The 26,169-nt window shown below is 71.4% G+C and carries 24 protein-coding genes; 4 read left to right on the plus strand and 20 right to left on the minus strand.

Features of this window, described 5'->3' with window-relative positions:
- Window positions 1-6: 6 nt before the first annotated feature.
- Both ACFQRJ_RS14660 and ACFQRJ_RS14665 read right to left on the minus strand, forming a co-directional pair.
- The gene (locus ACFQRJ_RS14660) at window positions 7-1,266 is read right to left on the minus strand and encodes a class I SAM-dependent methyltransferase (protein WP_377019948.1); all 1,260 of its coding nucleotides are present in this window, start codon (window positions 1,264-1,266) and stop codon (window positions 7-9) included.
- 11 nt (window positions 1,267-1,277) lie between these two features.
- A complete protein-coding gene (locus ACFQRJ_RS14665) occupies window positions 1,278-2,324 on the minus strand; it encodes a pirin family protein (RefSeq protein WP_377019949.1) in 1,047 nt (348 codons plus the stop codon).
- A gap of 93 nt (window positions 2,325-2,417) precedes the next feature.
- On the opposite strand from ACFQRJ_RS14665, the gene ACFQRJ_RS14670 reads away from it, so the two are divergent.
- Window positions 2,418-3,395, plus strand: coding sequence for a nucleoside hydrolase (locus ACFQRJ_RS14670; RefSeq protein WP_377019950.1), 978 nt, complete (start codon window positions 2,418-2,420; stop codon window positions 3,393-3,395).
- 18 nt (window positions 3,396-3,413) lie between these two features.
- On the opposite strand, the gene ACFQRJ_RS14675 is transcribed toward ACFQRJ_RS14670, so the two are convergent.
- The 3 genes from ACFQRJ_RS14675 to ACFQRJ_RS14685 all read right to left on the minus strand — a co-directional run bounded on the left by ACFQRJ_RS14675 (window position 3,414) and on the right by ACFQRJ_RS14685 (window position 7,161).
- Window positions 3,414-4,403, minus strand: coding sequence for a MaoC/PaaZ C-terminal domain-containing protein (locus ACFQRJ_RS14675; RefSeq protein WP_377019952.1), 990 nt, complete (start codon window positions 4,401-4,403; stop codon window positions 3,414-3,416).
- A gap of 5 nt (window positions 4,404-4,408) precedes the next feature.
- Window positions 4,409-5,749: a 3-oxoacyl-ACP reductase gene (locus ACFQRJ_RS14680; protein ID WP_377019953.1), complete on the minus strand. Its 1,341-nt coding sequence runs from the start codon at window positions 5,747-5,749 to the stop codon at window positions 4,409-4,411.
- 95 nt (window positions 5,750-5,844) lie between these two features.
- Entirely contained in the window at window positions 5,845-7,161 is a 1,317-nt protein-coding gene (locus tag ACFQRJ_RS14685) for an acetyl-CoA C-acetyltransferase (RefSeq protein WP_377019954.1), read from the minus strand.
- A 123-nt stretch (window positions 7,162-7,284) separates the two neighbouring features.
- Between ACFQRJ_RS14685 and ACFQRJ_RS14690 the strand changes: the two genes are divergently transcribed.
- The 3 genes from ACFQRJ_RS14690 (at window position 7,285) to purL (ending at window position 12,643) form a co-directional block, all read left to right on the plus strand.
- On the plus strand, window positions 7,285-7,989 hold the full coding sequence (locus ACFQRJ_RS14690; protein WP_377019955.1) for a TetR/AcrR family transcriptional regulator: 705 nt from the start codon (window positions 7,285-7,287) through the stop codon (window positions 7,987-7,989).
- Window positions 7,986-10,220, plus strand: coding sequence for an acyl-CoA dehydrogenase (locus tag ACFQRJ_RS14695; RefSeq protein WP_377019956.1), 2,235 nt, complete (start codon window positions 7,986-7,988; stop codon window positions 10,218-10,220). The genes ACFQRJ_RS14690 and ACFQRJ_RS14695 overlap by 4 nt, the downstream gene beginning before the upstream one ends.
- Window positions 10,221-10,297: 77 nt before the next feature.
- The gene (gene purL, locus ACFQRJ_RS14700) at window positions 10,298-12,643 is read left to right on the plus strand and encodes a phosphoribosylformylglycinamidine synthase subunit PurL (protein WP_377019957.1); all 2,346 of its coding nucleotides are present in this window, start codon (window positions 10,298-10,300) and stop codon (window positions 12,641-12,643) included.
- 273 nt (window positions 12,644-12,916) lie between these two features.
- On the opposite strand, the gene ACFQRJ_RS14705 is transcribed toward purL, so the two are convergent.
- The 15 genes from ACFQRJ_RS14705 to rplR all read right to left on the minus strand — a co-directional run bounded on the left by ACFQRJ_RS14705 (window position 12,917) and on the right by rplR (window position 26,169).
- Window positions 12,917-15,307: a polysaccharide pyruvyl transferase family protein gene (locus ACFQRJ_RS14705; RefSeq protein WP_377019958.1), complete on the minus strand. Its 2,391-nt coding sequence runs from the start codon at window positions 15,305-15,307 to the stop codon at window positions 12,917-12,919.
- Between the two features lie 37 nt (window positions 15,308-15,344).
- Entirely contained in the window at window positions 15,345-17,417 is a 2,073-nt protein-coding gene (locus tag ACFQRJ_RS14710; RefSeq protein ID WP_377019960.1) for an S-layer homology domain-containing protein, read from the minus strand.
- Between the two features lie 411 nt (window positions 17,418-17,828).
- The gene (gene rplQ, locus ACFQRJ_RS14715) at window positions 17,829-18,425 is read right to left on the minus strand and encodes a 50S ribosomal protein L17 (protein ID WP_377019961.1); all 597 of its coding nucleotides are present in this window, start codon (window positions 18,423-18,425) and stop codon (window positions 17,829-17,831) included.
- Window positions 18,426-18,451: 26 nt separating this feature from the next.
- Complete coding sequence (locus ACFQRJ_RS14720; RefSeq protein ID WP_377019962.1) at window positions 18,452-19,447, minus strand: DNA-directed RNA polymerase subunit alpha; 996 nt, start codon at window positions 19,445-19,447, stop codon at window positions 18,452-18,454.
- 157 nt (window positions 19,448-19,604) lie between these two features.
- On the minus strand, window positions 19,605-20,009 hold the full coding sequence (gene rpsK / locus ACFQRJ_RS14725; RefSeq protein WP_377019963.1) for a 30S ribosomal protein S11: 405 nt from the start codon (window positions 20,007-20,009) through the stop codon (window positions 19,605-19,607).
- Window positions 20,010-20,110: 101 nt separating this feature from the next.
- A complete protein-coding gene (rpsM, locus tag ACFQRJ_RS14730; protein WP_377019964.1) occupies window positions 20,111-20,485 on the minus strand; it encodes a 30S ribosomal protein S13 in 375 nt (124 codons plus the stop codon).
- 310 nt (window positions 20,486-20,795) lie between these two features.
- Window positions 20,796-20,909: a 50S ribosomal protein L36 gene (gene rpmJ / locus ACFQRJ_RS14735; RefSeq protein ID WP_010532506.1), complete on the minus strand. Its 114-nt coding sequence runs from the start codon at window positions 20,907-20,909 to the stop codon at window positions 20,796-20,798.
- Between the two features lie 21 nt (window positions 20,910-20,930).
- Window positions 20,931-21,152: a translation initiation factor IF-1 gene (gene infA / locus ACFQRJ_RS14740; protein ID WP_010532507.1), complete on the minus strand. Its 222-nt coding sequence runs from the start codon at window positions 21,150-21,152 to the stop codon at window positions 20,931-20,933.
- A 304-nt stretch (window positions 21,153-21,456) separates the two neighbouring features.
- Window positions 21,457-22,293 (minus strand): type I methionyl aminopeptidase, encoded by an 837-nt coding sequence (gene map, locus ACFQRJ_RS14745; protein ID WP_377019965.1) that lies wholly within the window; start codon window positions 22,291-22,293, stop codon window positions 21,457-21,459.
- Window positions 22,290-22,919 carry an adenylate kinase gene (locus ACFQRJ_RS14750; protein WP_377019966.1) on the minus strand — a complete coding sequence of 210 codons (630 nt, stop codon included), beginning with the start codon at window positions 22,917-22,919 and terminating at the stop codon, window positions 22,290-22,292. The genes map and ACFQRJ_RS14750 overlap by 4 nt, the downstream gene beginning before the upstream one ends.
- Window positions 22,916-24,220: a preprotein translocase subunit SecY gene (secY, locus tag ACFQRJ_RS14755; protein ID WP_377019968.1), complete on the minus strand. Its 1,305-nt coding sequence runs from the start codon at window positions 24,218-24,220 to the stop codon at window positions 22,916-22,918. Before secY ends, ACFQRJ_RS14750 begins: the two co-directional genes overlap by 4 nt.
- Before the next feature lie 154 nt (window positions 24,221-24,374).
- Window positions 24,375-24,866 carry a 50S ribosomal protein L15 gene (gene rplO, locus ACFQRJ_RS14760; protein ID WP_377019970.1) on the minus strand — a complete coding sequence of 164 codons (492 nt, stop codon included), beginning with the start codon at window positions 24,864-24,866 and terminating at the stop codon, window positions 24,375-24,377.
- A 4-nt stretch (window positions 24,867-24,870) separates the two neighbouring features.
- On the minus strand, window positions 24,871-25,053 hold the full coding sequence (gene rpmD / locus ACFQRJ_RS14765) for a 50S ribosomal protein L30 (protein WP_377020017.1): 183 nt from the start codon (window positions 25,051-25,053) through the stop codon (window positions 24,871-24,873).
- Window positions 25,050-25,745 (minus strand): 30S ribosomal protein S5, encoded by a 696-nt coding sequence (gene rpsE, locus ACFQRJ_RS14770; protein WP_377019971.1) that lies wholly within the window; start codon window positions 25,743-25,745, stop codon window positions 25,050-25,052. The genes rpmD and rpsE overlap by 4 nt, the downstream gene beginning before the upstream one ends.
- A 37-nt stretch (window positions 25,746-25,782) precedes the next feature.
- The gene (rplR, locus tag ACFQRJ_RS14775; RefSeq protein ID WP_377019973.1) at window positions 25,783-26,169 is read right to left on the minus strand and encodes a 50S ribosomal protein L18; all 387 of its coding nucleotides are present in this window, start codon (window positions 26,167-26,169) and stop codon (window positions 25,783-25,785) included.

Raw genomic sequence — 26,169 nt, forward strand, 5'->3', positions numbered from 1 at the left:
GGATGCTCAGGCGCGCGTCGCCGAGAGCACGGTGAAGCGCCGGTCGCGGGCCTGCTGACGCACCGGCCCGACGCGTTGCTCCACTTCCGGCCGATAGCGCAGGTAGGAGTTGTGGACGAACCACAGCTGTCCGCCCGGCCGCAGCACTCGTGCCGCCGCATCCAGCAGCCCGTGCACCAGGGTGGCGTCGATGGCGGTGCCGGCGTGGAACGGCGGGTTCAGCACGACCAGGTCCGCGGTGCCGTCGGCCACCCGGGACAGGGATGCATCCCAGGTCACCGCGATGCTCTCCCGAGTGAGGCCGTTCGCGGCCAGGGTCGCCCGCGTGGAGGCGACGGCGTCGGCATCGTCGTCGCTGGCCAGCACCCGCGCCGCGGGCAGCGCCGCCGCAAGATAGGCGGTCAGCAGCCCGTTGCCGCTGCCCAGATCGATCGCGCTGATCGTGGCGGCGGCATCGGGTTCCCCGGCTGGGCCCGTCGCTCCCGGCAGGCTGCGGTCCAGGGCCTCGAGCAGCAGCAGGCTGCCGGCATCGGCCGAGGCCCCGCCGAACACTCCCCCGATGCCGCGCACCGCGAGGTCGCGCTCCTGGCCGCGCACCCGGACCCGCGCGATGCCGGTCGCCGTCGCGGCCGGTTCGATGTGCTCGCGGGGAGAGGACGCGACCAGAGTCCGGGACTTCCCCAGGCCCCGCGAGGCGTGGACCTCGGCGAAGACGCGGGCGAGCACCTCGTTCTGGCTGCGGGTCATGTGCTTGACGCGGCCCCCGGCGACCAGCGTGACCTCGCCGGCCCCGGCGAGGTCCCGGCAGCGATGCTCGAGGTCGGCCAGAGCCTTCGGCAGTCGCATCAGGGCCAGGCGGGGCCGGGCCGAGACCGCCACGTCGGCGACCGGGATCGGGCGGTCGCCGCCGGGGACCTGGAGACGGCCCGCGGCGATCTCGTCGCGGAACCGGCGGCGGAGGGCGTCGGTCGTCGCGTACGAGCCGGCCCAGGAGATCACCGGCGCCGAGCCGTCGGCAGCCGCTTCGGCGTGCTCGGCGAGCGCCGCCGCGGTGAGCTCTCCCGTGGCGTCGTCGAGGACGAGCACGGGGCCGGGACCGGAGAGCCCCTGCTCGTCGGCCGCCGTCCGCAGGATCACCCGGTCGGTCTGGTCGGGGCCGCCGGAGGCGGCCGGGGCGGGCCGATCAGCCGGGGCGGGCCGATCAGCGGGAGCAGGCGTGCTCACGTCGGCACGGGATCCGCCGTGGTCGGGGTCGGGATGTGTCATGGGGTGCTCCGTCATGCGGTGGGGCGGCCGGCTCGCCCGCGGGAACGCAGGCGACCGTTCGGCAGCTGTGGGGCCGGGATGGCCGGTGGGGTGTGCGGGGCGAAGGGGCCGAACTGCTCGTCCTCGGCGCCGAGGCCGCCGCGCTCACGGGCGATGCCGGCGATCGGGGCGTCCTCCAGACCGAGCTCGACGCCGATCTCGGCCTGGTAGCGGGCGCGGAACTGCTCGATCTCCTCATGGGTGCGGCCCACGAAGTTCCACCACATGATGATGTCCTCCCCCAGCGGCTCACCGCCGAGCAGCATCACGCGGAGGTCCTCCCCGTCGTCGGCGCGGAGCTCCAGGTGATCGGCGCCGTCGGGCAGCACCGCGAGCTCGCCGCGGCCCGCGTCGAGGGAGCGCGCCCCGGTGCGCAGCAGCGCCCGGCCGCGGTCGACGAGCACGCCGTGCTCGTGGCCGGGCTCGAGGTCGAGGCGCAGGGACGCGCCGGCGCCCAGATCGATCTGCGCCATCGACAGCTCGGTGTCGGTCCTCAGCGGGCTGTGGTCCTCGAGCACGTCGCCGGCCTCGTCCACCGCTCGCAGGCGCCCCATGCCCACCCGTATCCGAGCCGTGTCGGTGGCGCGCGGGGCGGGGGTGTGCATCGCGAACTCGCGGGTGGTGAAGCGGGTGCGTTCGGGCAGGGCGTACCAGAGCTGGACGCCGTGCAGGACGGTGGTGTCGTTGGTGGAGAACTCCGAGTGGGTGATGCCCGCTCCGGCGGCCATCATGTCGACGTCGCCGGGGCGCACCAAGGCGTGGCTGCCGATCGAGTCCCGATGCGTGATCGCGCCCTCGAACAGCCACGACACGGTCGCCAGCCCCGTATGCGGATGCCGCGCCACCTGCATGCCGCCGCCGGTGGAGACGTCGTCGGGCCCGAAGTGGTCGGCGAAGCACCATGCGCCGATCAGCGAGGTCTCCTTCGCGGGCAGGGTGCGGTGCACGCTCATCCCCCGCGGCCCGCCCAGGGGGACCTCCCGTGGGCTGAGCAGGAGGAAGTCGGTCAGCGGGCTCATGGGTCGAGTCTAGGCGGGCGGAGCCCGAACAGAGCCCGGCCCGATCCGGTCCCCTGACGGTGCTCCCCGTGCCGGGGTCCGTACGCTGAGGCCATGACTCTCCCCGTCCTCGTCGACTGCGACACCGGGATCGACGACGCGATCGCCCTGACCTACCTCGCCGGCCATCCCGACGTCCGGATCGCGGGGGTCGTCTCGAGCGCCGGCAACGTCGAGGTCGCGGCCGTCCACCGCAACAACCTGGTCCTGGCCGAGCTGCTCGGCATCGACGCCCCGGTCTCCCGTGGGGCGGCCGCCCCGCTGACCGCCGACCTGATGACGGCCGACGACACCCACGGCCCCCAGGGACTCGGCCATGCGCATCTGCCGGAGCCGACGACCAGCGGCGACCCGCGCGAGGGCGCGCAGCTGTGGGTCGAGACGGCGCGGGCGCATCCGGGCGAGCTCGTCGGCCTGGTGCTCGGCCCGCACACGAACCTCGCCCTCGCCCTGGAACTGGACCCGGAGCTGCCCCGTCTGCTGCGGAGGCTGCACATCATGGGCGGGGCCATCAATCATCGCGGCAATACCGGCCCGACCAGCGAGTGGAACATCGCCGTGGATCCCGAGGCCGCACAGCAGGTGCTCGCGGCGTTCACCGGCGCCCCGCAACGGCCGGTGCTGGGCTCCCTCGAGGCCACGGAGACGGTCCGTTTCACCTCCGCGACCCTCAGCCGGCTCCAGGGGACCGCCGACCGCACCGGTCACCCGGTGGCCACGATCCTGGTCGACGCGCTGCGCTGGTACTTCGAGTTCCATCAGGCCGACGGGTTCGGCTGGATGGCGCACGTCCACGACCCGCTGGTGGCCGCTCATGCGGCCACCGGTGATTTCGCGCGCACGAGACCGCTGGCGGTGGATGTGGAGCTGACCGGCATGCTGACCAGGGGACAGACCGTCGGCGACGAGCTGGGCCGGTGGGGACGCGCACCGAACGTGGACGTGCTGACGGACGTGCGTCCCGAGGAGTTCATCGACCACCTGCTCCACGTGCTGCAGGAGGCTCTGAGCGGCGGGAGCCGGTCGCTCTGAGCGGCGGGGACGGAACGCTCAGCCCAGCGTCGTGACCTCCACTTCGAAGCAGCGGCGCGGCCCCTTCCCCGAGGACGCCGCGCGCCAGCCCACGCAGCGGACCGAGCCGCTCTCGTCGTGATCCTCATAGGCCACCAGCACGGTGCCCGGCAGCGTGACCGGCGCGTCGAAGGAGACGTCCCAGCGCAGCGGGCGGGAGAGGTCCATGCGTGACTCGGTGAAGGCACGCGAGGCGGTGTACATCCCGTGCGCGATCGCCCGCGGGAAGCCGAACGCCCGGGCGCTGAGGGCCGAGAGATGGATCGGGTTGACGTCACCGGAGACCGCGGCGTAGCGGCGGCCGGTGTCTGCCGGCAGCCGCCAGCGCCCGGTCGGCCGCGGCGGCTCGAAGTCCCGGCGCGCGGTGGGTTCGCCGGAGCTCCCGCCGCCCTGGTCGCGGTCGCCGTCCGCCGCGCCGTCGCCCTTGGCCAGGTAGGTCGAGACGTCCGTGGCGATGATCTCGCCGTCCTGGCCGAGGATGGTGGAGACGGCCTCGAACGTGCGGCCCTTGCGGTGGGGCCGCAGGTCCCTGACCCGGCACTCGACGTCCACCAGCTCCCCGACCCGCACCGGGCGGTGCTGGAGGACCTGGTTGCGCAGATGGACCAGGCCCAGCAGCGCGAAGGGGAAGTCGCGCCGGGCCATCAGGGCGAGGGAGACCGGGAAGGCGAGGACGTGCAGCACGCCGGGGTGGACGAGATCCGTGGCCGGCCCGCCCAGAAGATGGTCGAAGTCGCGGGCGCGCTCGGCGTCCAGTCGCACGCCGCGCACCCGGTAGGCGACCTCGGGGAGAGCCGCAGGGGCGGCCGCGCCCGCCGCGCTCCTCGAGCCCCGGGGACTCCGCGGGCCTCGCGCGCGGCCGCGGTTCGAGCGAGGATCCAGCGCGGCGGCGTACACGGCGGGGAACGAGGGGACGTCGGCGAGGTCCTTGACCCGCTCGCGGGAGGGCTCGGACGAGGCGGAGGTCATAGCGCTCACCTCCCCACCAGGTTCTGTCCGCACACCCGCAGCGTCTCGCCGCGGAGGCCCCCGGCCTCGGCGGAGGACAGGAACGAGATCGCCTCGGCCACGTCCACCGGCAGGCCGCCCTGCTGCAGGGAGTTCAGACGCCGGGCGACCTCCCGGGAGACCGCCGGCATCCGCGCGGTCATCTCCGTCTCGATGAACCCGGGGGCGACGGCGTTCGCCGTGCCGCCGACGGGCTCCAGGCGGGCGGCGAGCGCCTCGACGAAGGCGATCACGCCGGCCTTGGAGGCCGCATAGTTCGTCTGACCCCGGTTGCCGGCGATCCCGCTGGTCGAGGCCAGCGAGACCACGCGAGGCTGATCGCCGAGCACATCACCGGCCTCGATCAGTGCCTCGGTGAGGGTGATCTGGCTGGCGATGTTCACCGCGAGCACGGGGTCCCACTTCTGCGGGGTCATGTTGGCGAAGAGCTTGTCGCGGGTGATGCCGGCGTTCAGCACCACCGCGTCCAGCACCAGGGAGCGCTCGCGCAGGAACGAGATCAGCCGGTCCCCGGCGCCGTCGGAGGTGACGTCGAGCTGGATCGGCACGGCGCGGAGCTCATTGGCCAGACGGGAGAGCTCGGTGCCGGCGGCGGGCACGTCCAGGACCACGAGCCGGGCGCCGTCGGCCGCAAGGGTGCGGGCGATGGCCGCGCCGATGCCGCGGGCGGCGCCGGTGACCAGGGCGGTGCGTCCGGCCAGCGGCGCGGCGGCGTCCCCGGTGGCCGAGCCGGCCTCGCGGGAGACGGTGAGGAACTGGCCGGCGACGAAGGCGCTGCGGGCCGAGAGCAGGAACCTCAGGGCGCCCGTCACGCCCGGCGCGTCCAGGCCGACCCCGTCCGCGACCAGGACGCCGTTGGCGGTGGCCCCGCCGCGCATCTCGTGGGCGAGCGAGCGCAGGAACCCTTCGACCCCGCCACGGGCGGCGTCACGGGCCGGGTCCTCGCCGCGCGCGGGCCGGGAGATCGTCACCACGCGGGCGCCGGGCGCGAGCGAGCGCATCGCGCCGGCCAGGGGCAGCAGGATCCGGCCGAGGTCCGAGGGGGTGGAGACCTCGTCGAGCACGGCGACCACGGAGCCGACGGTGCGCAGCTCCTCGAAGCGGCGCCGGACATCGGCTCCCCAGGACAGCAGCAGGTGCGCCACGGCGTCGGCGCCCTCCGATTCCCCGAGCACGACGACCGGCCCCAGCACCGGTTCGGGCCGGTCGCCGCGGCGCGGCAGCGGCGCGGGCCGGGGCAGGCCGGCGCGGGAGGCGATGAACCTGCCCGGGCCGGAGCGGACGAAGCGGGTGTAGGCGTCGGTCATGAGTCCTCCAGGAGGCGTGGGGCGCGCTCGGCGGCGCCGGGGCGGGGTCGATGCGCGGCCGGGCCGGCGCATGACCGGGCCGGCGCGCGGGCGGATCAGGGCGCGACGGACTCCAGCAGCGCGACGGTGCCCTGGCCGGCGGCGGCGCACACCGAGACCAGGCCGCGCTGGACGCGGCCGGTCTCCCGGGCTCGCTCGTCGAGAAGCTTCGCCAGGGTCGCCACGATGCGCCCGCCGGTGGCGGCGAAGGGGTGCCCGGCCGCGAGCGAGGAGCCGGCGACGTTGAGCTTGCTGCGGTCGATGGCGCCCAGCGCGCCGCCCCGGTCGAGCCGCTCGCGGCAGAACTCGTCGGACTCCCAGGCCTTCAGGGTCGCCAGCACGGTGGCGGCGAAGGCCTCGTGGATCTCGTAGAAGTCCAGATCCTGCAGGGTCAGGCCGTGGTCGTCGAGCAGCTCCGGCACCGCGTAGACGGGAGCCATCAGCAGCCCTTCCTGACCGTGGACGAAGTCGACCGCCGCGGTGCGGGCATCGACCACGCGGGCCAGCGGCCGCAGGCCGCGCTCGTCGGCCCATTCCCGGCTGCCCATCAGCACGGAGGAGGCGCCGTCGGTCAGGGGCGTCGAGTTCCCGGCCGTCATGGTCGGTTCGGCGACCTGCGGGGACTTCGTCCCGAAGACGGGCTTGAGCGAGGCGAGCTTCTCGAGCGACGAGTCCGGGCGGAGGTTCTGGTCGCGGGCGAGACCGCGGTACCCGGTGACCAGGTCGTCGAAGAAGCCGGCGTCGTAGGCCGCGGCCAGATGCTGATGGGAGGCGAGCGCGAGCTCGTCCTGGGCCTGGCGGTCGATGCCCCACTGAGCAGCGGTCAGAGCCATGTGCTCACCCATCGAGAGCCCGGTGCGGGGCTCGCCGTTGCGCGGCGGGACCGGGGCGAGGTCCGCCGGGCGGATCGCACCGAGTGCCTTGAGGCGCTGCACGGCGGTCTTGGCGGAGAACGCGCGGTGCAGGATCCGGCGCAGGCGCGGGGTGACCTCGATCGGGGAATCCGAGGCGGAGTCGACGCCGCAGGCGATCCCGGAGTCGATCTGTCCCAACTGGATCCGGTTGGAGATGTGGACGACCGTCTCCAGGCTGGTCGCGCACGCCTTGGACAGGTCGATCGCCGGGGTGCGGGGATCAAGCGGCGTGCCCAGCGCGCTCTCGCGGGTGAGGTTCAGGTCGCCGGCCAGCTTGAGGACCGCGCCCCCGGCGACCTCGCCGAGCTTCGCGCCCTGCAGGCCGAAGCGCGCCACCAGGCCCTCGAGGGTCGCGGTGAGCAGATCCTGGTTGGAGATGCCAGCGTAGGCGCCGCCGGCGCGGGCGAACGGGATGCGGTTGCCACCGAGGATCAGAGCCTCGCGCGGGAAATCATTCACTGCTGTGCACCTCTTCGTGGGACTCTTCGTCAGGGAACGTCTCGTCGGGTCGTCGGGAGACGCGGAACCAGATTCTGCGGAGAACTTTACCTAGGACCGCCGGTACTTGATACCGTAGGTTCCGTGAACGCGACGACGCAAGCCCCCGTGGACGGACGGTCGGCCCGCTGGGCCCAGCACCGGGAACAGCGCCGCGCCGAGCTGCTCGACGTGGCCCGGCACCTGATCCACGAGCAGGGCCCGGACGTGACCATGGAGGACATCGCCGCGGCCTCCGGCACCTCGAAGTCGATCGTCTACCGCTACTTCGAGGACAAGGCGCACCTGCAACGTGCCCTGGGCCGCAGCATCCTGTCCACCATGCATCGCAAGCTGGTCGCGGAGCTGCGGGCGCTCGAGTCCGACGCCGGGCGCAAACCGGACGCCGACGAGCGCATCCGCGCGATGATCCGCGCCTATGTCGAGACCACGCAGCGCTCCCCCGGCGTCTACCGCTTCGTCACCCGCCCCAGCGACGGGCTGAACCACTTCCTGCACGCCGTGGCCCGCCTGGTGACCACGTTCCTGCCCGAGGAGGTCCCCTCCCCGCAGCTGTGGGCCCACGGAGCGGTCGGCTTCGTCGAGGGCGCGGTCGACACCTGGATGACCGAGCTCGAGGAGTACGAGAAGCACGGGGACCACGAGCACCACGACAAGCACGAGAAGCACAGCACGCAGCGGGATCACGGCGAGGCCGCCGACGGCGACGCCGCTGTCCCCGCACCCATCACCTCCGACCAGCTCGTCACCTACCTCGTCACCTGGCTCATGAAGGGAATGCACGCATGACCATTCGCACCGAGCACACCGGTCCCGCCCAGCGCACTCCGCACTCCCGCGCGAGCGCTGGTGCCACCGCCGCCAGCAGCAGCGATACCGCCACCGGGCCGACGACCGTCCCCACGGGCGCCACCACCGCCGCACCCACCGGCCCCATCCCGGTGCCGCCGGAGGGCTCCGCCCGCCTGGACGTCGAGGCGGTCTCCGAGGCGCTTCTGGGCCGCTGGGCCGAGACCCGCCGCACCGCCCGCGAGCGCGCCGCCCGCCCTGAGCTTCACCGGCCGCTGGACCACACCGTCGCCGAGCATCGCGAGCGGGTCTTCACCCAGCTGCAGAGCCTCGCCGCGGAGAACGTCTCCTGGCCGATGCTCCCCGAGCACCTCGGCGGTCCCAACGACAACGGTGCCAACGTCGCGGCCTTCGAGGAGCTCGTGGTCGCCGACCCCTCCCTGCAGATCAAGGCCGGGGTGCAGTGGGGACTGTTCACCGCCGCGATCGTCCAGCTGGGTGACGAGGAGCAGCAGCGGCGGTGGGTGCCGGATGCGATGGACCTGACCACCCCCGGTGCCTTCGCGATGACGGAGATCGGCCACGGCTCGGACGTGCAGTCCCTGGCCACCACCGCCACCTACGACCCCGCCACCGAGGAATGGGTCATCAACACCCCGTTCCGCGCCGCCTGGAAGGACTTCCTGGGCAACGCCGCGATCCACGCGCGCGCCGCCACCGTGTTCGCACGACTGATCACCCGCGGCGTCGACCACGGCGTCCACTGCTTCTACGTGCCGGTGCGGGACGAGCACGGCCGGCTGCTGCCCGGGGTCTCGAGCGAGGACGACGGCCCCAAGGGCGGTCTGAACGGGATCGACAACGGGCGCCTGGCCTTCGAGGACGTGCGCGTGCCCCGCACCAACCTGCTGAACCGCTACGGGGACGTCGCCCCCGACGGGACCTACAGCTCGCCCATCGAGTCCCCCGGGCGCCGCTTCTTCACCATGCTCGGCACCCTCGTCCAGGGGCGCGTGTCGCTGGACGGGTCCGCGGTGCGCGCCGGCCAGCTCGCCCTGCACATCGCCATCACCTACGCGAGCCAGCGCCGCCAGTTCACCGCGGCCGACCCCACCCAGGACACCGTGCTGCTGGACTACCAGGCGCATCTGCAGCGCCTGCTGCCCAAGCTGGCCTCGACCTACGCAGGCGCCTTCGCCCATGAGCAGCTGCTGCAAGCCTTCGACGACGTCTTCTCCGGACGCGCCGAGGAGCCCGAGGCCCGTGAGGACCTCGAGACCCTGGCCGCGGCGCTGAAGCCCACCTCGACGCGTCTCGCCCTGGACACCATCCAGGAGTGCCGCGAGGCCTGCGGCGGTGCCGGGTTCATGGCCGAGAACCAGCTGGTGGGCCTGCACCAGGACCTCGATGTGTACGCCACCTTCGAGGGCGACAACACCGTCCTGCTGCAGCTGGTCGCCAAGCGCCTGCTCAGCGACTACACCTCCGAGCTGCGCAGCGTGGACCGCGCCGGCATCGGCCGCTTCATCGCCAAGCGCGCCGAGGTGCTGGCCAAGCGACACACTCCCTGGGCACGGCTCGCCCAGGACCTCAGCGACCGCGGCAGCACCCGTCGTGCGTTCGACTCGATGCGATCGCGCGATTTCCAGGAGGAGATGCTCACCGCCCGCGCGCGCGTGAAGGTCGAGGAGGTGGCCCTCGCGCTGCGCCCCGCGGCGAAGATGGATCCCGCCGACGCGGCCGCCGAGGTCAACAAGCACCAGGTGGAGATGCTGGAGGCGGCCCGCGCCCACGCCGATCTGGTGCGCTGGCGCGCCTTCACCGCGGGCATCGAGGATCTCGAGGATGAGGGCTCCCGCGCCGTGCTGACGGACGTGCGCGACCTCTACGGCCTCAGCACCATCGAGGACGACCTGGCCTGGTTCTTGCTCAGCGGGATGATCTCCTCCCAGCGCGGACGCCAGATCGGCTCCGATGTGCGGCGGCTGCTGTGGCGGCTGCGCCCGCACGCGCTGGACCTGGTCGCGGCCTTCGACGTCCGTCCCGGTCATGTCCGCGCTCCGATCGCCCTCGGCGGGGAGCAGGAGCGCCAGGACGAGGCCGCCGCCTACTACCGCGCCCAGCGGGCCGCCCACGACGCGCCGGTCAGCGAGAAGGCGCTGCGCGATAAGGAGAAGAAGGCCCGGCGCGAGGCGCGCGGCCGCGGCTCGGCTGCGCGCGAACGCTCGTAGACTGGGCGGGCCGCGACGGCTCCCGTGAGGTCGCGCCGGCTCTCCTTGTCCCCGTGATGAACGGATCCGATCCCGCGATGACCGCTGACCACGCCCACGCCTCTGCGACCGTCCCCTCGGGAAGCCGACCCGGGGACGGCGACGTCGACACCGTCGACGTCGCCGCCTCGACCCCCGAGCAGGCGCAGCCCTTCGCGGCGCTGGGCCTCAAGGACGAGGAGTACGCCAGCATTCGCGAGATCCTCGGGCGGCGACCGACGAACGCGGAGCTGGCCATGTACTCGGTGATGTGGTCGGAGCACTGCTCGTACAAGTCCTCCAAGAAGCATCTGCGCACCTTCGGCGAGCGCACCACCGCCGCGATGCGGGAGAAGCTGCTGGTGGGCATGGGCGAGAACGCCGGCGTCGTCGACATCGGCGACGGCTGGGCGGTCACCTTCAAGGTCGAGTCCCACAACCACCCCTCCTACGTCGAGCCGTACCAGGGCGCGGCCACCGGCGTCGGCGGCATCGTGCGTGACATCATCTCCATGGGCGCGCGACCCGTCGCCGTCATGGACCAGCTGCGCTTCGGTGCCATCGACCATCCCGACACCGCCCGCGTGGTCCACGGCGTGGTCTCCGGCGTCGGCGGCTACGGCAACTCCCTGGGCCTGCCCAACATCGGCGGGGAGACCGTGTTCGACCCCGCCTACCAGACCAATCCCCTGGTCAACGCCCTGTGCCTGGGCGTGCTGCGGCACGAGGACATCCATCTGGCCTCGGCCACCGGACCCGGCAACAAGGTCGTGCTGTTCGGTGCCCGCACCGGCGGTGACGGCATCGGCGGCGCCTCGATCCTGGCCTCGGAGACCTTCGACGAGGGCGGGCCCGTCAAGCGACCCAGCGTCCAGGTGGGCGACCCCTTCATGGAGAAGGTGCTCATCGAGTGCTGCCTGGAGCTGTTCTCCGCCCACACCGTCGAGGGCATCCAGGACCTCGGCGCCGCCGGCATCTCGTGCGCCACCAGCGAGCTCGCGGCCAACGGGAACTCCGGCATGCACATCGATCTGGAGAACGTGCTGCTGCGTGATCCCACCCTGAACGCCGGCGAGATCCTCATGAGCGAGTCGCAGGAGCGCATGATGGCCGTGGTGCGCCCCGAGAAGCTGGCCGAGTTCGAGGCGATCACCGCCAAGTGGGACGTCGAGGCCGCCGTGATCGGCGAGGTCACCGGCGAAGGACGGCTGACGATCGATCACCACGGTCGCCGCATCGTCGACGTCGACCCCTCGACGGTCGCGGTCGACGGCCCCGTCTACGACCGCCCGTACTCCCGCCCCGACTGGCAGGACGCCCTGCAGGCCGATCGTGCCGAGGCCCTCCCCCGGCCGCAGGGCGCCTCGGAGATCGCCCAGGCTCTGCGCGACCTGATCTCCTCCCCCAATCTGGCCGCGACGGGCTGGGTCACCGACCAGTACGACCGCTACGTCGGCGGGAACACGGCGCTGGCGATGCCCGACGACGCGGGCGTGATCCGCGTCGACGAGACCACCGGCCGCGGCGTCGCCCTGGCGACCGACGCCAACGGCCGCTACACCAAGCTCGACCCCCGCACCGGCGCGCAGCTGGCCCTCGCAGAGGCCTATCGCAACGTCGCCGCTGCCGGCGCGACGCCGCTGGCGGTCACCGACTGCCTGAACTTCGGCTCCCCCGAGGACCCGGGCCCCATGTGGCAGCTGGTCGAGGCCATCGGCGGCCTCGCGGAGGCCTGCGAGATCCTCGGCGTCCCGGTCACCGGCGGCAACGTCTCGCTGTACAACTCCACGGGCGAGCCCGGCCGCATCGACTCCGCCATCCACCCCACTCCGGTCGTCGGCGTGCTGGGCGTGCTGGAGGACGTCGCCCGGCGCGTGCCCGCTGGCTGGCAGGAGGACGGACTCTCGGTGCTGCTGCTCGGCACCACTGGCGAGGAGCTGTCCGGCTCGGCCTGGGCCGACGTCATCCACGGCCACCTCGGCGGGCTGCCCCCGCAGGTCGACCTGGAGGCGGAGCGGGCCCTCGCCCAGGTCCTGGTGGCCGCCTCCCAGGAAGGCCTCGCCGCCGCGACCCACGACCTCTCCGACGGCGGGCTCGCGCAGGCCCTGGTCGAGGCCGCGACGCGCTTCGGCACGGGCGCCACCGTCGATCTGGAGGCGCTGCGGGCACGGGACGGAGTCGATCTGCCCACGGCACTGTTCTCCGAGTCCCAGGCTCGGGCCCTGGTCGCGGTCCCGGCAGAGCGTGAGGAGCGCCTGGCGGCGCTGTGCGCCGAGCACGGGGTGCCGCAGCTGCGCCTCGGCTCCACCGGCGGCGACACGCTCGACATCCAGGGCGTCGCCGCCTTCCCGCTGCGCGAGCTGCAGGACCTGCGCGGGGCGACGCTGCCGCGTCACTTCGGCTGAGCTGCGCCTCAGCACCCATCGCGCTCACCTCACATCGCTCGCCGGCCTCGCTCAGCCCGCACCATCCCGACTCGTCGGCCTCGCTCGGCCCGCACCATCCCGACTCGCCGATCCGTTCCACCGAAACGTGCCGAGCTCGGCACAGATCAGTGGAACTGCGCGGCGTGGCGCGATGGATTGACGGGGCACGAACGGCGTGGGCAGACCAGACAGGGCTAGGGCCCGAGAGCCGGCTCCCTCAGCCGGGCGGACGTCGCCCGAGAGCCGGCTCCCTCAGCCGGGCGGACGTCGCCGGAGAGCGCGCCGGCCATCACCGAGGGCACGTCGAGCGTCGTCGAGGGCACGTCGGCCCAGGCGTCCGGCCGCCCGTACGGCCCGGCCACCCGTCCCGGTCAGCTCGGCGCCGGCCCGTTCCTCACGGAGCTCGGCAAGCTCCGCCCGGGTGGCGCCGAGCTCCTCGCGCACGGCGCGCAGTTCCTCGAGGACGCGTTCCTCGCTGCGGCCCAGGAGGGTCTCGGTGTTCTTCGAGAGGAACATCGGCAGCCCGATCCCGTGCTCGCGGGTCCACTCGCGGAAGTACCGCTCGCGCAGCTCCGCGTCGAAGTGGCGGTGGCCGTGGCTGAGGCTGAACATCGAGTTGCTGCTGGGCCCGGTGGCGGTGGGCCGGTGCCGCCACTGCGCGAGGGGACGGTCGAGGAATCCGACGTCGAAGCGCTGCAGCAGCTCGAGATGGAACGCGTAGTCACCCACCACGGGCAGGGATTCGTCGAACTCGCCGACGCTCTCGTGGACGCGGCGGCGGTGCAGGATCGCGATCGGCGCGTGGCGGTTGACCGCGATGTAGTCCAGCAGACGCGCGCCCTCCAGCTCCGGCCACGAGCGGAACGCCTCGTCCTCCACGAAGCCGCTGGGCGTCTCGTGCTCGTAGACCACCAGGGTGCGCACCACGACGGCGTCCTGCTCCGGATGCGCCGCGAGATGGGCGAGAGTCTCCTGGAGGAACGTCGCGTGCCAGGTGTCGTCGTCGTCATGGACGGAGACCACGGGCGCGGTGGACTCGCGCAGGCCGTGGTTGCTCGCCGCTTCCATCCCGGTGGAGCGCTCGCGGTGCAGCACCCGGATGCGTCCGCCGCTCTCCGCCTCATAGCGTGCGACGGCCTCGTCGACGCCGCGGCGATCCCCGGCGTCGTTGACGATCACCAGCTCCCAGTCCTGCCGCGTCTGGGCCAGGACGTCCTGCAGGGCCCGATCCAGCATCCGGGCCCGGTCGCGGGTGCGCATGATGATGGAGACCGACGGCTCCGGGGCCGGCGTCCCGGTCATGGTCATCCACGGTGCGAGCTCTTCCCGCAGTTCGTGGGGCCAGCGCTGGTGCGGCTCGATCCCGGCCCCGACAGGGTCGGCGACAGCCGGCATGCTGGAGGCCTCGACCGCGGTGGCGCTGCCCCGCCCGGCTGACCCGTCCTGTGCGCGCAGCACCGAGGCCACGGTGTCCCACCAGTCCGCGGCGGCCTGGAGCAGCGCAGGGCGCACCGCCTCGAGATGGGCGCGCTCGCTCTCCCGGGCCGCGACGAGGGCGTCGACCACGGAACCGACCAGATCGGACGGGCCGGCGCCGACGGGGTCCCAGAGGGCGGCCAGCGGGACCACTCCGCCGGCGAGGCCCAGGTTCCGCAGGGCCCCGTCCATGCGGGAGGCGCCGTAGCGGTTCAGTGGCATCGCCAGCACCGAGGCCCCGGCGGCGGCTCCGAAGACGACCGGGTGGAAACGCGTGGTGACCACCCAGGCGGCGCGGGCGGTGCGTGCGGTGGCCGCGGTGTCGGGCTCTATCGGGCACACGGTGGCCGGCACCGTCAGCAGGTCGGCGACCTCGCGGTGGACCTGCAGATCGCCCCCGCCGGTATCGGGATCCGCCATGTGGGGAACCAGCTCGACGCGGGCGCCGGTGCGCCGGGCGAGCTCCTCGATCACCGCGGCGGCCACCGCGACGTAGTCGGCCCGCGGGAACGGATCACCGTCCCCGCCCAGCGTGACGCTGATCAGCTCGGGGTCCAGCGGAGTCTCCGGCTCGAGGCCGACGGCGTCATCGAGAGTCTGCACGACCGCCGGGTGGCCCGGGCACAGCCGGCGGGCGATCCCCACGCTGTGGTGGTCCCGCAGGCCGACGACCGAGCACAGCTCGAGCAGCCGGCGCACGCTGTCGCGGTCGGTGTCGGTCAGCTCCGGGCCCAGGCTCTGGCCGCTGAGGATCACCGGCTTGCCGAGCGAGTGCGCCACCTCGGCGGTGGCCACGCGCTCGTCGAGCAGCCAGCCGTAGCGGGAGGTGAGGCTCCCGCCGCCGCCGATCACCAGCGCATCCACGGCACGGAGACGCTCGATGATGCCGAACAGCTTGTCCTCAGCCGGAAGGGCATCGAGGTCGCCCGCGAGCACGGCCCGGATCTCCTCGAGGTACCTCGCCCGATCCTCGAGCGGCCACGGGAAGGTGAGCGCCGGGATGGCCGACGCCGGGGCCGTGCCGTCGGGCCCGTACTTCTCGTGCCGGGAGATGCGCACGACGTCGAACCCTCGATCGGCCAGCCGCCGGGAGGTCATCGTCGCGATGGCCTCGTCCCCCACGTGGTAGACGGTCTGATCGACATCGCACAGCACGGCGACCTTCACCGGCATCTCCTTCCCGGCGGGCAGCCAGTTCGTCGCCTCAGAGCCCGCGCTCTTCCATCCAGCGGATCATGAAGGCGGCCATCGCGTCCCGGGCGATCGGCTCCACCGGGCGGAAGGTGCCGTCCGACCAGCCGGTGCTGATGCCCGTGGAGGCCAGCCAGCTGATCTCCTTCGCGAACTGATGGTTCGAGGGGACGTCCCGGAACGGGTTCGAGGTCCCCGAGGACGGCCGCCCGGAGGCACGGTACAGGAATGCCGCGACCGCGCCGCGCTCGATCGAGGCGGTGGGACGGAACGTGCCGTCGGACCAGCCCTCGACGATGCCCTCCGCATGCGCCCACGTGATCTCCTTGTAGTACATGCGGCTCGGTGGCATGTCCGAGAACGGTGATCGGCTGGGCGGGGTGAAGCGCGGGGATCCGAGAGCGCGGTAGACGAAGGCGACCATCGCATCACGCTGGATCGGGTCCAGCGGACGGTAGGTGCCGTCCGGCCAGCCGGTGGTGATACCGCGCTCGGCGAGCTCCTCGATCTCCTCGCGGTACATCATGCCCGGGGGGACGTCGACGAAGCGGGACTCCTGGAAGCTCACAGAGCTGCCCGACTTGACGGCCACGCCGTTCTCGAAGGACTGGTAGCTCTTGCCGCCCCGGTGGGAGACGGAGCTGGTCGGGCGCCCCCAGGAGGGCTGCCACTCCTGGGCCACCTCGCTGACGTAGCCGACGGCCTTCTCCGCACCCCTGTGCATCACGAGCCCCTTGGTGAGCACCGTGACCCAGTAGGTTCCCGTGCTGTAGGCGCTGCGGACCACGGTGCCGAGCTTCGCCGCTCCCCCAGCGGCGTTGAACGCCGTCAGGTGATGCTTCCACCCGTGGTCCATGTAGTACTGCGCATCGCCACGGATCCGGTCGAACTCCTGGTACAGCTGGTACCCGGGGCACTCGGTGTGGTTCACATCCCGGTGGCCCATCACCTTCGCGAGGGTCTGCGTGGAACCGGCGTCGAAGCGGGTGCCGCTGGCGATCGAACTCCAGGTGGACGTGCTCCACACGCGCTCTTCGAACGTGCTCAGGAGCTTCCACGCCACGATCCGGGAGACCGCGTCCCGCGCCGCGGCGGAAGGTTCGGTGGAGCTGTAGTGGCCCAGCACGGAGATGCCGAAGGAGCCGCGGTTGAATCCCGTGGCGTGGGCACCCTGGATGTTGCGGTGGAGGCCGCCGCTGCGGCCCTCGAAGATCCGACCGTACTTGTCGACCAGGATGTTGTACCCGATGTCCGCCCACCCCAGGGTGCGCGTGTGGTACGTGTGAATGCCCCGGACGATCTGCGCGGACTCACTGCTGCTGTAGCTGTTGGTGCCCGCGGTGTGGTGGATGATCACGGCTTTGAGCTCGTCGCGCCCGTACGTGGCTCCTGTCCTGCCCTCATCGGCACCCCAGGTCGCACGCGCGACGAAGGAGGGTGTCGAGCCGGGAAGCAGTGGAGTGGCAGGGTTCGCCGCGGCGCGGGTCGACATCATCCGCGGTTGTGCCTGCAGGTCCTGTGACTGCGACTGGGAGGTGTACGGCCCGCTGAAGTCTCCGACCATCTCGTCGCCCTCGGTCGGCGAGGTGGTGACGATGTGCGCCGTGGCCTCGGAGGTCACGTCCCCGCCGTCCAGTTCGGCGCGGATCTGCAGCGCCGAGACCACGCCCAGCCACGCCAGCTCCGTGCCGGGGGCCTCCTCGCCGCTGTCCGGGTCCTCGGCGATCTCGAGTTCGCACCACGGGGTCCAGTTCCCGTCCTGCCCGAGACCGCGCGCGTGCACGGCCGGGGCCTCTGAATCCGCCGGCCAGGTGAGGCCGACCATCGTCGCCGGCTGCTCGGGAAGATCGCGTGCCTGCCCGCCGTCGACGTCGATCAGCGCGTAGTCCGCGAGCGGTACGTCCAGGATGCGGGTCTCCCCGTCCGTGACCGAGGGGTCGGCGACGGCCGGAGACATGGACAGCGCAGCCGTCGCCGCCGGGACGCCGACGGCCGTGGCGGCGAACAGCGTGCGGCGGGTCATGCCCGAGCGAGGGCGGGAATCGGCGGTGGAGTCGGTGGCGGGGGGAAGATTCCGCTGAGACATGAGGGGCTCCGGATCGTAGGGGAAGGCGCGGAAGCGGGGGCGCGGAAGTGCCGGACAGCGCTGCAGGACCCGGTCCGCGACCTCCCCGTGAGGTCGCCGGCCCCCACCGGCGGCTTCCGGGCCTAACCATATACCGGCCGGCGTCGGACATCCCGGAGGCGCGGCGCCGCACCGCGTGGCCTCCGCCCCCCGATCTCACCGGCGCCGGAACGACCAGCCTCCCCGGGAGGGGTCTCACCCGGGCTGCTCCAGAGTTCATCGGGCGTTGCCCCGCCGTTCACCCCCGACCAGGGGCACGGGGAAGACGGCGTACGTCGTCGACGGAGGATCCAAGGCGCCGGGGGAACGAGAAGGGCGGGCCGACGGGATCTCTCCCGTCGGCCCGCCCTCGGCGTGGCGCGTCGTGCGCGATCAGGCCTTGTCGGCCTGCTCGTCGTCGCTCTCAGCGGCCGTGTCCTCGGAAGCGGCGTCCTCGGAAGCAGCCTCCTCGGACGCGGTGTCGTCGGATGCGGTCGCCTCGGCGTCGGTGTCCTCGGACGCGCTCGCCTCGGCGGCGGTGTCCTCGGCAGCGGACTCGTCGGTGCTCTCGGTCCGGGACGCGTTCTTGGCGGCGCCCTCGGCCTCCTTCACCACGGCCTGCTTCGGGGAGTACTCCTCCTGGACGAGCTCGATCACGGCCATCGGCGCGTTGTCACCCTTGCGGGGGCCGATCTTCGTGATGCGGGTGTATCCGCCGGGACGCTCGGCGAAGGTCGGGGCGATCTCCTCGAACAGCGAGTAGACGACGCCGCGGTCGCGGATGGTGCGCATCACGCGGCGACGCGAGGCGAGGTCGCCCTTCTTGGCGAAGGTGACCAGGCGCTCCGCGTACGGACGCAGGCGCTTGGCCTTCGACTCCGTCGTGGTGATCGCCTTGTGGCGGAACAGCTCGGTGGCGAGGTTGGCGAGGATCATCCGCTCATGCGAGGGGGATCCGCCGAGGCGCGCGCCCTTGGTGGGTGCAGGCATGGTCGTTCTCCTAGTTCAAATGAAGGTCAGTACTGGTCGCCGAAATCGTCGGAGTAGGACTCGATGGCCGACGGATCGAAACCGGCCGGGGAATCCTTCAGCGACAGCCCGAGGTCGGCGAGCTTGGCCTTGACCTCGTCGATGGACTTCTGCCCGAAGTTGCGGATGTCGAGCAGATCGGCCTCGGAACGGGCGGTCAGCTCACCGACGGTGTGGACGCCCTCGCGCATGAGGCAGTTGTACGAGCGCACCGTGAGGTTGAGGTCGTTGATCGGCAGTGCCAGATCGGCGGCCAGCGCCTGGTCCGTCGGCGACGGGCCGATCTCGATGCCCTCGGCCTCCTGGTTCAGCTCGCGCGCCAGGCCGAACAGCTCCACCAGCGTCTTGCCGGCCGATGCCATCGCGTCGCGCGGGCTGATGGCCGGCTTGGTCTCGACGTCGACGATCAGCTTGTCGAAGTCCGTGCGCTGCTCGACACGCGTCGCCTCGACCTTGTAGGTCACCTTCAGCACCGGCGAGTAGATGGAGTCGACCGGGACCCGACCGATCTCCGCGTCAAGGCCCTTGTTCTGCGCAGCGGAGACGTAGCCGCGACCCCGCTCGACGGTCAGCTCGATCTCCAGGCGGCCCTTCTCGTTCAGGGTCGCGATGTGGAGGTCGGGGTTGTGGATCTCCACGCCGGCGGGCGGGGTGATGTCGGCAGCGGTGACCCGGCCGGCCTCCTCGCGACGCAGGTACATCACGACCGGCTCGTCGTTCTCCGAGGAGACCACGAGGTTCTTGACGTTGAGGATGATCTCGGTGACATCCTCCTTCACGCCGGGCACGGTGCTGAACTCGTGCAGGACCCCGTCGATGCGGATCGAGGTGACCGCGGCGCCGGGGATGGAGGACAGCAGGGTGCGACGCATCGAGTTGCCGAGGGTGTAGCCGAAGCCCGGCTCGAGCGGCTCGATGACGAACCGGGAACGGTTCTCCGACACGACCTCTTCGGTCAGCGTGGGGCGCTGTGCAATGAGCACTGTGGATCCTTTCAGCGAGCGTCCGCCATATGACGCTCAGAAGGGGGCGATGGGCCTAGAGGATGAGTGGTGTCCAGGGTGCCGGGGCGGCGAGGGCCGTCCCGGCACGGGCGCCGGCCGCGCCGACGGGGCTGCGGCCCCGCAGCGGCCGGCGAGGTCAGACGCGGCGGCGCTTGGCCGGGCGGGTGCCGTTGTGCGGCTGCGGGGTGACGTCCTGGATCGAACCGACCTCGAGGCCGGCCGCGGTCAGCGAGCGGATGGCGGTCTCACGACCGGAGCCCGGGCCCTTGACGAAGACGTCGACCTTCTTCATGCCGTGCTCCTGCGCCTGGCGGGCAGCTGCCTCGGCGGCCATCTGCGCGGCGTACGGGGTCGACTTGCGCGAGCCCTTGAAGCCGACCTGCCCGGACGAAGCCCAGGAGATGACGGCGCCGACCGGGTCCGTGATGGAGACGATGGTGTTGTTGAACGTGCTCTTGATGTGGGCCTGGCCGTTGACGACGTTCTTCTTGTCCTTGCGGCGCGGCTTGCGCGCAGCGGCCTGACGGGTCTTGGTTGCCATGCGGCGGAACTCCTCTGGTGGGTTTCGGGTGCGCCGGATCCCTCAGCGGCGCGAAGTGGGTGCGGCGGAAGACGGACGCGATCCCACGGCGATGCCGTGGATCAGCGGGACTTCTTCTTGCCGGCGACGGTGCGCTTGGGGCCCTTGCGGGTGCGCGCGTTGGTCTTCGTGCGCTGACCGTGCACGGGAAGGCCGCGGCGGTGGCGCAGCCCCTGGTAGCTGCCGATCTCCACCTTGCGGCGGATGTCGGCTGCCACCTCGCGGCGGAGGTCACCCTCGACCCGGTAGTTGTTCTCGATGTGATCGCGGATCTTGACGAGATCGTCGTCAGTCAGCTCGCGCACGCGCTTGTCACCGGAGACGCCGGTTGCGGCCAGGGTCTCCAGGGCGCGGGTGCGTCCCACGCCGAAGATGTACGTCAGGGCGACCTCGAGGCGCTTCTCGCGCGGGAGGTCGACTCCCACCAGACGTGCCATGTGCATTCTCCTACTGTCTCGGAGGCCTGATCCGACACCTCGTCCTCGGGTCTGTTCCCGGGACGCCGCAGCCTCCGTACTGCGGGTGGCCGGCCCGTGGGCCGGTGGTGTCGACTCTTTACTTGTGTGTGTCCGGTGTCCCGGACGGTGCCCTGCACGCAGGGCGGCCGCTCAGGGGCGGCGATGTCACGACAGTCGTCGGGACGAACGACGTGCTCCGTTCAGCCCTGCTGTGCGGTGCTGAGCTCGTGCCGCTCGGTCTCGGGGACGACTCGTTCCTCGTCGGCCCCTCCTCCTCGCAGCACGGCGCTCAACCCTGACGCTGCTTGTGACGCGGGTTCGAGCAGATGACCATGACGCGCGAGTGGCGACGGATCACCTTGCAGTTGTCACAGATCGGCTTGACGCTCGGCTTGACCTTCATAGCTTCCTTCTCCCGGGACGATCACTTGTAGCGGTAGACGATGCGGCCCCGGTCGAGGTCATAGGGGCTCAGCTCGACGACCACGCGGTCCTCGGGAAGGATACGGATGTAGTGCTGGCGCATCTTCCCGGAGATGTGCGCGAGCACCTTGTGCCCGTTGTCGAGCTCCACGCGGAAGCGCGCGTTCGCGAGCGCCTCCGTGACCGTGCCCTCGACTTCGATCACGCCGTCCTTCTTCGCCATGCCTCCCCAATCTCTCGCCACCGGCGGACCGGGGGTCGAGTTCCGCATTATCGTCTCTTGCGCACCGCCCGTCGGGTGACGAGTACGGTGGTCGATGAGGGTGGCGCCACCAGCGCGCCGTCGGCCTCACCGGCCACACGGCAGGAGCCGGTCGACGACGTCAGCACGACGGGGACTGCGCGACGGCGCTGCGGACAGCGCCGGGCCACAGCACACGATGGACATCGCGCGCGGAGCACACCCGATCGACCAGCCTACACGGCCTTTCCGGGAACCGCGATAGTCCCCGTGATGATGCCCATCACTACGCGAGGGGATCCGGGGCGGCGACGATGCCGCGCCGGGCGAGCTCGGCAGCGCCGCCGTCGGCCTCCGTCAGGACGAGCAGACCCTCATCGGTCACGGCCACGGAGTTCTCGGCGTGGGCGGCCCGGCCGCCCCCGGTGGCCCGCACCGTCCAGTCGTCGTCCTCCAGCACCCAGTCTCCCGAGCCCTGGATCAGCATCGGCTCGATGGCCAGGCACATGCCCGCCTTCACCCGCGACCCACGGGAGCGGGTGCGGTAGTTCATGACGTCGGGCGCCTGGTGCATGGCGGTCCCGATGCCGTGCCCGCCGAAGCCCTCGAGGTGGGCGAGGGACTCCCCCGCCGCCTCGGTGACGTGGTCCTCGATGGCTGCGCCGACGTCACCGACCCGGTCGGCCGAGGCGAGCGCGGCGATACCCGCCCACAGCGCCTCCCGGGTGATCCGGACCAGGTCCTCGTCCCCCACCGAGCGCGGGGCACCCACGATGTGGGTGCGGGCGGCGTCGGAGTGCCAGCCGTCGATGATCAGACCACCGTCGATGGAGACGATGTCGCCCTCGGCGAGCCGGCGCGGGCCGGGGATCCCGTGGACGACGATCTCGTTGACGCTGATGCACAGCGTCGCGGGGAACCCGTGGTAGCCGAGGAAGTTCGGTGTGGCCCCCTCGTCGCGGATCATCTCGTGGGCGAGACGATCCAGCTCGGCCGTGGTGATGCCGGGGCGGATGTTCTCCTCGAGCATCGCGTGGACACGGTCCAGCAGCAGCCCGCTGCGCCGCATCACCAGGATCTGTTCGGGGGTCTTCAGCTCCACCCGCTCGGGGAGGATGCTCATCGTGCCCTGAGCGCCTCCCGCAGCGCGACGGTGACCTCGTCGATCGGCGCCGAGCCGTCCACGCGGCGCACGAGGCCGCGGGAGTCGTAGACGTCGATCAGCGGTGCCGTCTGCTCCGCGTAGACGTCGAGGCGGCGCCGGATGGTCTCCTCGGTGTCGTCGCTGCGGCCCTGCTCGGCCCCGCGGGCGAGCAGGCGGCCGACGACCTCGTCCGTCTCGACCTCGAGCAGCAGCACCAGGTCCAGCGCGGTGCCGAGCTCGGTGAGGATCGAGTCCAGCGCCTCGACCTGGTCGAGGGTGCGCGGGTAGCCGTCCAGCAGGAAGCCGTCCCGGGCATCCGCCTCGGCCAGACGGGAGCGGACCATGTCGTTGGTGACGGAGTCGGGAACGTACTCACCGGCATCCATGTAGGACTTCGCCAGCACGCCGAGCTCGGTCTCCTGCGAGACGTTGGCGCGGAAGATGTCCCCGGTGGAGATCGCCGGGATGAACAGCTCCTCGGCGATGCGCACGGCCTGGGTGCCCTTGCCCGCCCCGGGCGGGCCCACGATCAGCAGCCGGCGGGCGGCCTGGCCGCCGTCGTCCTGCGTCGCGGTGGGGTCGGTCGAGAGGTCGGGGCTGGTCACCGGAGAATCCCTTCGTAGTGGTGCTGCTGGAGCTTCGCATCGATCTGCTTCACGGTGTCGAGGCCGACGCCGATGATGATCAGCACCGAGACCCCGCCGAGCGGGAAGTTCTGCGAGGCACCGAGGTAGACGAGTGCGAACAGCGGGATCAGCGAGATCACCGCGAGGTAGATGGCGCCGGGGGTCTGGATCCGATTGATCACGTACCGCAGGTAGTTGTCGGTGGGCTTGCCGGCGCGCACATTGGGCACGAATCCGCCGTACTTCTTCATGTTGTCGGCGATCTCCTCCGCGTTGAAGGTGATCGAGACGTAGAAGAACGCGAAGAACACGATCAGGGCCACGTAGACCAGGGCGTAGATCCAGGAGAACGATGCGCCCATCACGAGGTGGGCGTTGATCCACTGGACCCACCCGGACTCCGGGCTGCCGAAGGACGCGGCCATCTGCGGCAGCGCGAGGATCGAGGCCGCGAAGATGACCGGGATGACGCCGGCCTGGTTGACCTTGATCGGGATGTAGGTCGAGGTGCCGCCGTACATGCGCCGTCCCACCATGCGCTTGGCGTACTGCACCGGGATGCGCCGCTGGGACTGCTCGACGAAGACGATGCCGATCATGACCAGCAGCGCCACCAGGATCACCAGGGCGAATACGAGCCAGCCCTGCAGCTCCCAGATCTGCGCCATGGCGGAGGGGAACGAGGCCGCGATCGACGAGAAGATCATCAGCGACATGCCGTTGCCGATGCCGCGCTCGGTGATCATCTCGCCCATGAACATGATCAGGACGGTGCCCACCGTCATGGTCACGACCATCAGCAGCAGGGTGTGGATCGACTGATCGGGCACCAGTTCGAGCTGGCAGCCGACGAAGAACTGCCCGGAACGGACCAGCGTGATGATGGTGGTCGCCTGCAGCACGGCCAGACCGATGGTCAGATACCGCGTGTACTGCGTCAGTTTCTGGGTGCCCGAGGCCCCTTCCTTGTGGAGGGCCTCGAACCGCGGGATGACCACGCGCAGCAGCTGCACGATGATCGATGCCGTGATGTAGGGCATGACGCCCAGCGAGAAGATGGACAGCTGCAACAGCGCGCCGCCGGAGAACATGTTGACCATGCCCATCACGTTGGCGCCCTGCCCCGTCATGGCCTGATCTGCGCACACCATCACGTTGGTGTAGTCGAATCCCGGGGTGGGGATGAAGACACCGAGACGGTAGATCGCGATCATGCCGAGCGTGAAGAGGATCTTGTTCCTCAGCTCGGGGGTGCGCAGCGCGCGCACGAACGAGTTCACCAGTTTCCCTCCTGGAGGTCCGGGGACAGGACCGTTGGACGTCCCGGTCCGTCCCGGTGCCGTGTGTGTCGTACGGCCTTCGGACCGGCCCCGATATGACGACGGGGCACCGCGGCACAGATTATTCTGCGCCGCGGTGCCCCGTCAAAATGACTCACGCGGTGGTGACGGACCCGCCAGCCGCCGCGATCTTCTGCTCCGCCGAGGCGGAGAACTTCTGTGCGGTGACGTCCAGCTTGACGCTGACGTCGCCGGTGCCCAGCACCTTGACGGGCTGGTTCTTGCGCACGGCGCCCCGGGCGACGAGGTCCTCGACCGTCACGGTGCCGCCCTCGGGGAACAGCTCCTGCAGGGTCGCCAGGTTCACGACCTGGTACTCGACGCGGAAGGGGTTGGTGAAGCCGCGCAGCTTGGGCAGCCGCATGTGCAGCGGCATCTGCCCGCCCTCGAAGCCGAACGGCACCTGGTTGCGGGCCTTGGTGCCCTTGGTGCCGCGACCGGCGGTCTTGCCCTTGGAAGCCTCACCACGGCCGACGCGGGTGCGACGGGTCTTGGAGCCCGGCGCGGGGCGCAGGTCGTGGAGCTTCAGCGGAGAGCCGGAAGCGGGTCCCGTGCTCTCGGCGCTCTTGTTCTCGGTGTCGTTCATGGAGTCAGTCCACCTCTTCGACCGTCACCAGGTGGGTGACGGCGCGGATCATGCCGCGGATCTCGGGGCGGTCGTCCTTCACCGCCGTGTCACCGATGCGCTTGAGGCCGAGGCCGCGCAGGGTGGCACGCTGGGTCTGGTTGCCGCCGATGTCGGAACGGACCTGGGTGACCTTGATCTGCATCAGGCACCCACCTTCTCGGCGCGGGCCGCGGCGCGGCCTTCGGCCTGGGCCCGCAGGAGAGCCGCCGGGGCGATGTCCTCGACCGCGAGACCGCGGCGCGCGGCCACGGCTTCCGGCTCCTCGAGCTGCTTGAGCGCGTCGACGGTGGCCCGCACGATGTTGATCGCGTTGGTCGAGCCGAGCGACTTGGAGAGCACATCGTGCACTCCGGCGCACTCGAGCACGGCGCGGACCGGACCGCCGGCGATCACACCGGTACCCGGGGCGGCGGGACGCAGCAGGACGACGCCTGCCGCATCCTCACCCTGGACCTTGTGCACGACGGTGCCCTGGATGCGCGGGACGCGGAAGAAGTTCTTCTTCGCCTCCTCGACACCCTTGGAGATCGCCGAGGGGACCTCCTTGGCCTTTCCGTAGCCGACTCCGACGGTTCCGTCGCCGTCCCCGACCACCACGAGGGCGGTGAAGGAGAAGCGACGGCCGCCCTTGACGACCTTGGAGACGCGGTTGATGCTCACGACGCGCTCGAGGAATGCCGACTTCTCGGCGTCCTGACCGCGCCCGCGACCCTGACGACCGCCGCGGTCGTCGCTGCGACGGCCTCCGCGATCATCGGAGCTGCTGCTGGTGTTGGTGGAGTTGTCGCCCCGCCGGCCGGAGGCCGCGGGACCATTGTTCCGCTGCTGTGCAGCCATATTCAGATCCTCTTCTCGTCCTGTGTCCGGGGGGTGATCACAGCGCCAGGCCGGCCTCGCGAGCGCCGTCGGCGACGGCGGCCACGCGACCGTGGTACTTGTTGCCGCCGCGGTCGAACACGACGGAGTCGATCCCGGCTGCCTTGGTGCGCTCGGCGACCAGGGCGCCGACGGTGCGGGCCTTGTCCGACTTCGTGGTGGAGGCGGCGCGCAGGTCGGCCTCCATGGTCGAGGCCGACGCCAGCGTGACGCCAGCATCGTCGTCGACGACCTGCACGAAGACGTGACGGGCCGAACGGGTGACGACCAGACGCGGACGCTGGGGCGTGCCGATGACACGACGACGGACGCGCAGGTGGCGACGGCCGCGCGTACGCAGCCGGCTGCCGGGCTTGCCCTTGGTGTGCTTGAGTGCGTAACCCAT

Source organism: Brachybacterium sp. GCM10030252, from assembly GCF_042666535.1.
Taxonomy (GTDB): domain Bacteria; phylum Actinomycetota; class Actinomycetes; order Actinomycetales; family Dermabacteraceae; genus Brachybacterium.

Bases quoted from the DNA above. Each gene is read 5' to 3' on its own strand.
- rpsK (WP_377019963.1), bottom strand. From the start codon at position 20,009: ATGGCAACCAAGACCCGTCAGGCCGCTGCGCGCAAGCCGCGCCGCAAG.
- ACFQRJ_RS14695 (WP_377019956.1), top strand. From the start codon at position 7,986: ATGACCATTCGCACCGAGCACACCGGTCCCGCCCAGCGCACTCCGCAC.
- ACFQRJ_RS14670 (WP_377019950.1), top strand. From the start codon at position 2,418: ATGACTCTCCCCGTCCTCGTCGACTGCGACACCGGGATCGACGACGCG.
- map (WP_377019965.1), bottom strand. From the start codon at position 22,293: ATGAGCATCCTCCCCGAGCGGGTGGAGCTGAAGACCCCCGAACAGATC.
- ACFQRJ_RS14660 (WP_377019948.1), bottom strand. From the start codon at position 1,266: ATGACACATCCCGACCCCGACCACGGCGGATCCCGTGCCGACGTGAGC.
- rplR (WP_377019973.1), bottom strand. From the start codon at position 26,169: ATGGGTTACGCACTCAAGCACACCAAGGGCAAGCCCGGCAGCCGGCTG.
- rplQ (WP_377019961.1), bottom strand. From the start codon at position 18,425: ATGCCTGCACCCACCAAGGGCGCGCGCCTCGGCGGATCCCCCTCGCAT.
- rpsE (WP_377019971.1), bottom strand. From the start codon at position 25,745: ATGGCTGCACAGCAGCGGAACAATGGTCCCGCGGCCTCCGGCCGGCGG.
- rpsM (WP_377019964.1), bottom strand. From the start codon at position 20,485: ATGGCACGTCTGGTGGGAGTCGACCTCCCGCGCGAGAAGCGCCTCGAG.
- ACFQRJ_RS14675 (WP_377019952.1), bottom strand. From the start codon at position 4,403: ATGACCTCCGCCTCGTCCGAGCCCTCCCGCGAGCGGGTCAAGGACCTC.
- ACFQRJ_RS14665 (WP_377019949.1), bottom strand. From the start codon at position 2,324: ATGAGCCCGCTGACCGACTTCCTCCTGCTCAGCCCACGGGAGGTCCCC.
- ACFQRJ_RS14710 (WP_377019960.1), bottom strand. From the start codon at position 17,417: ATGTCTCAGCGGAATCTTCCCCCCGCCACCGACTCCACCGCCGATTCC.
- purL (WP_377019957.1), top strand. From the start codon at position 10,298: ATGACCGCTGACCACGCCCACGCCTCTGCGACCGTCCCCTCGGGAAGC.
- infA (WP_010532507.1), bottom strand. From the start codon at position 21,152: ATGGCGAAGAAGGACGGCGTGATCGAAGTCGAGGGCACGGTCACGGAG.
- rpmJ (WP_010532506.1), bottom strand. From the start codon at position 20,909: ATGAAGGTCAAGCCGAGCGTCAAGCCGATCTGTGACAACTGCAAGGTG.
- rplO (WP_377019970.1), bottom strand. From the start codon at position 24,866: ATGAACGACACCGAGAACAAGAGCGCCGAGAGCACGGGACCCGCTTCC.
- ACFQRJ_RS14680 (WP_377019953.1), bottom strand. From the start codon at position 5,749: ATGACCGACGCCTACACCCGCTTCGTCCGCTCCGGCCCGGGCAGGTTC.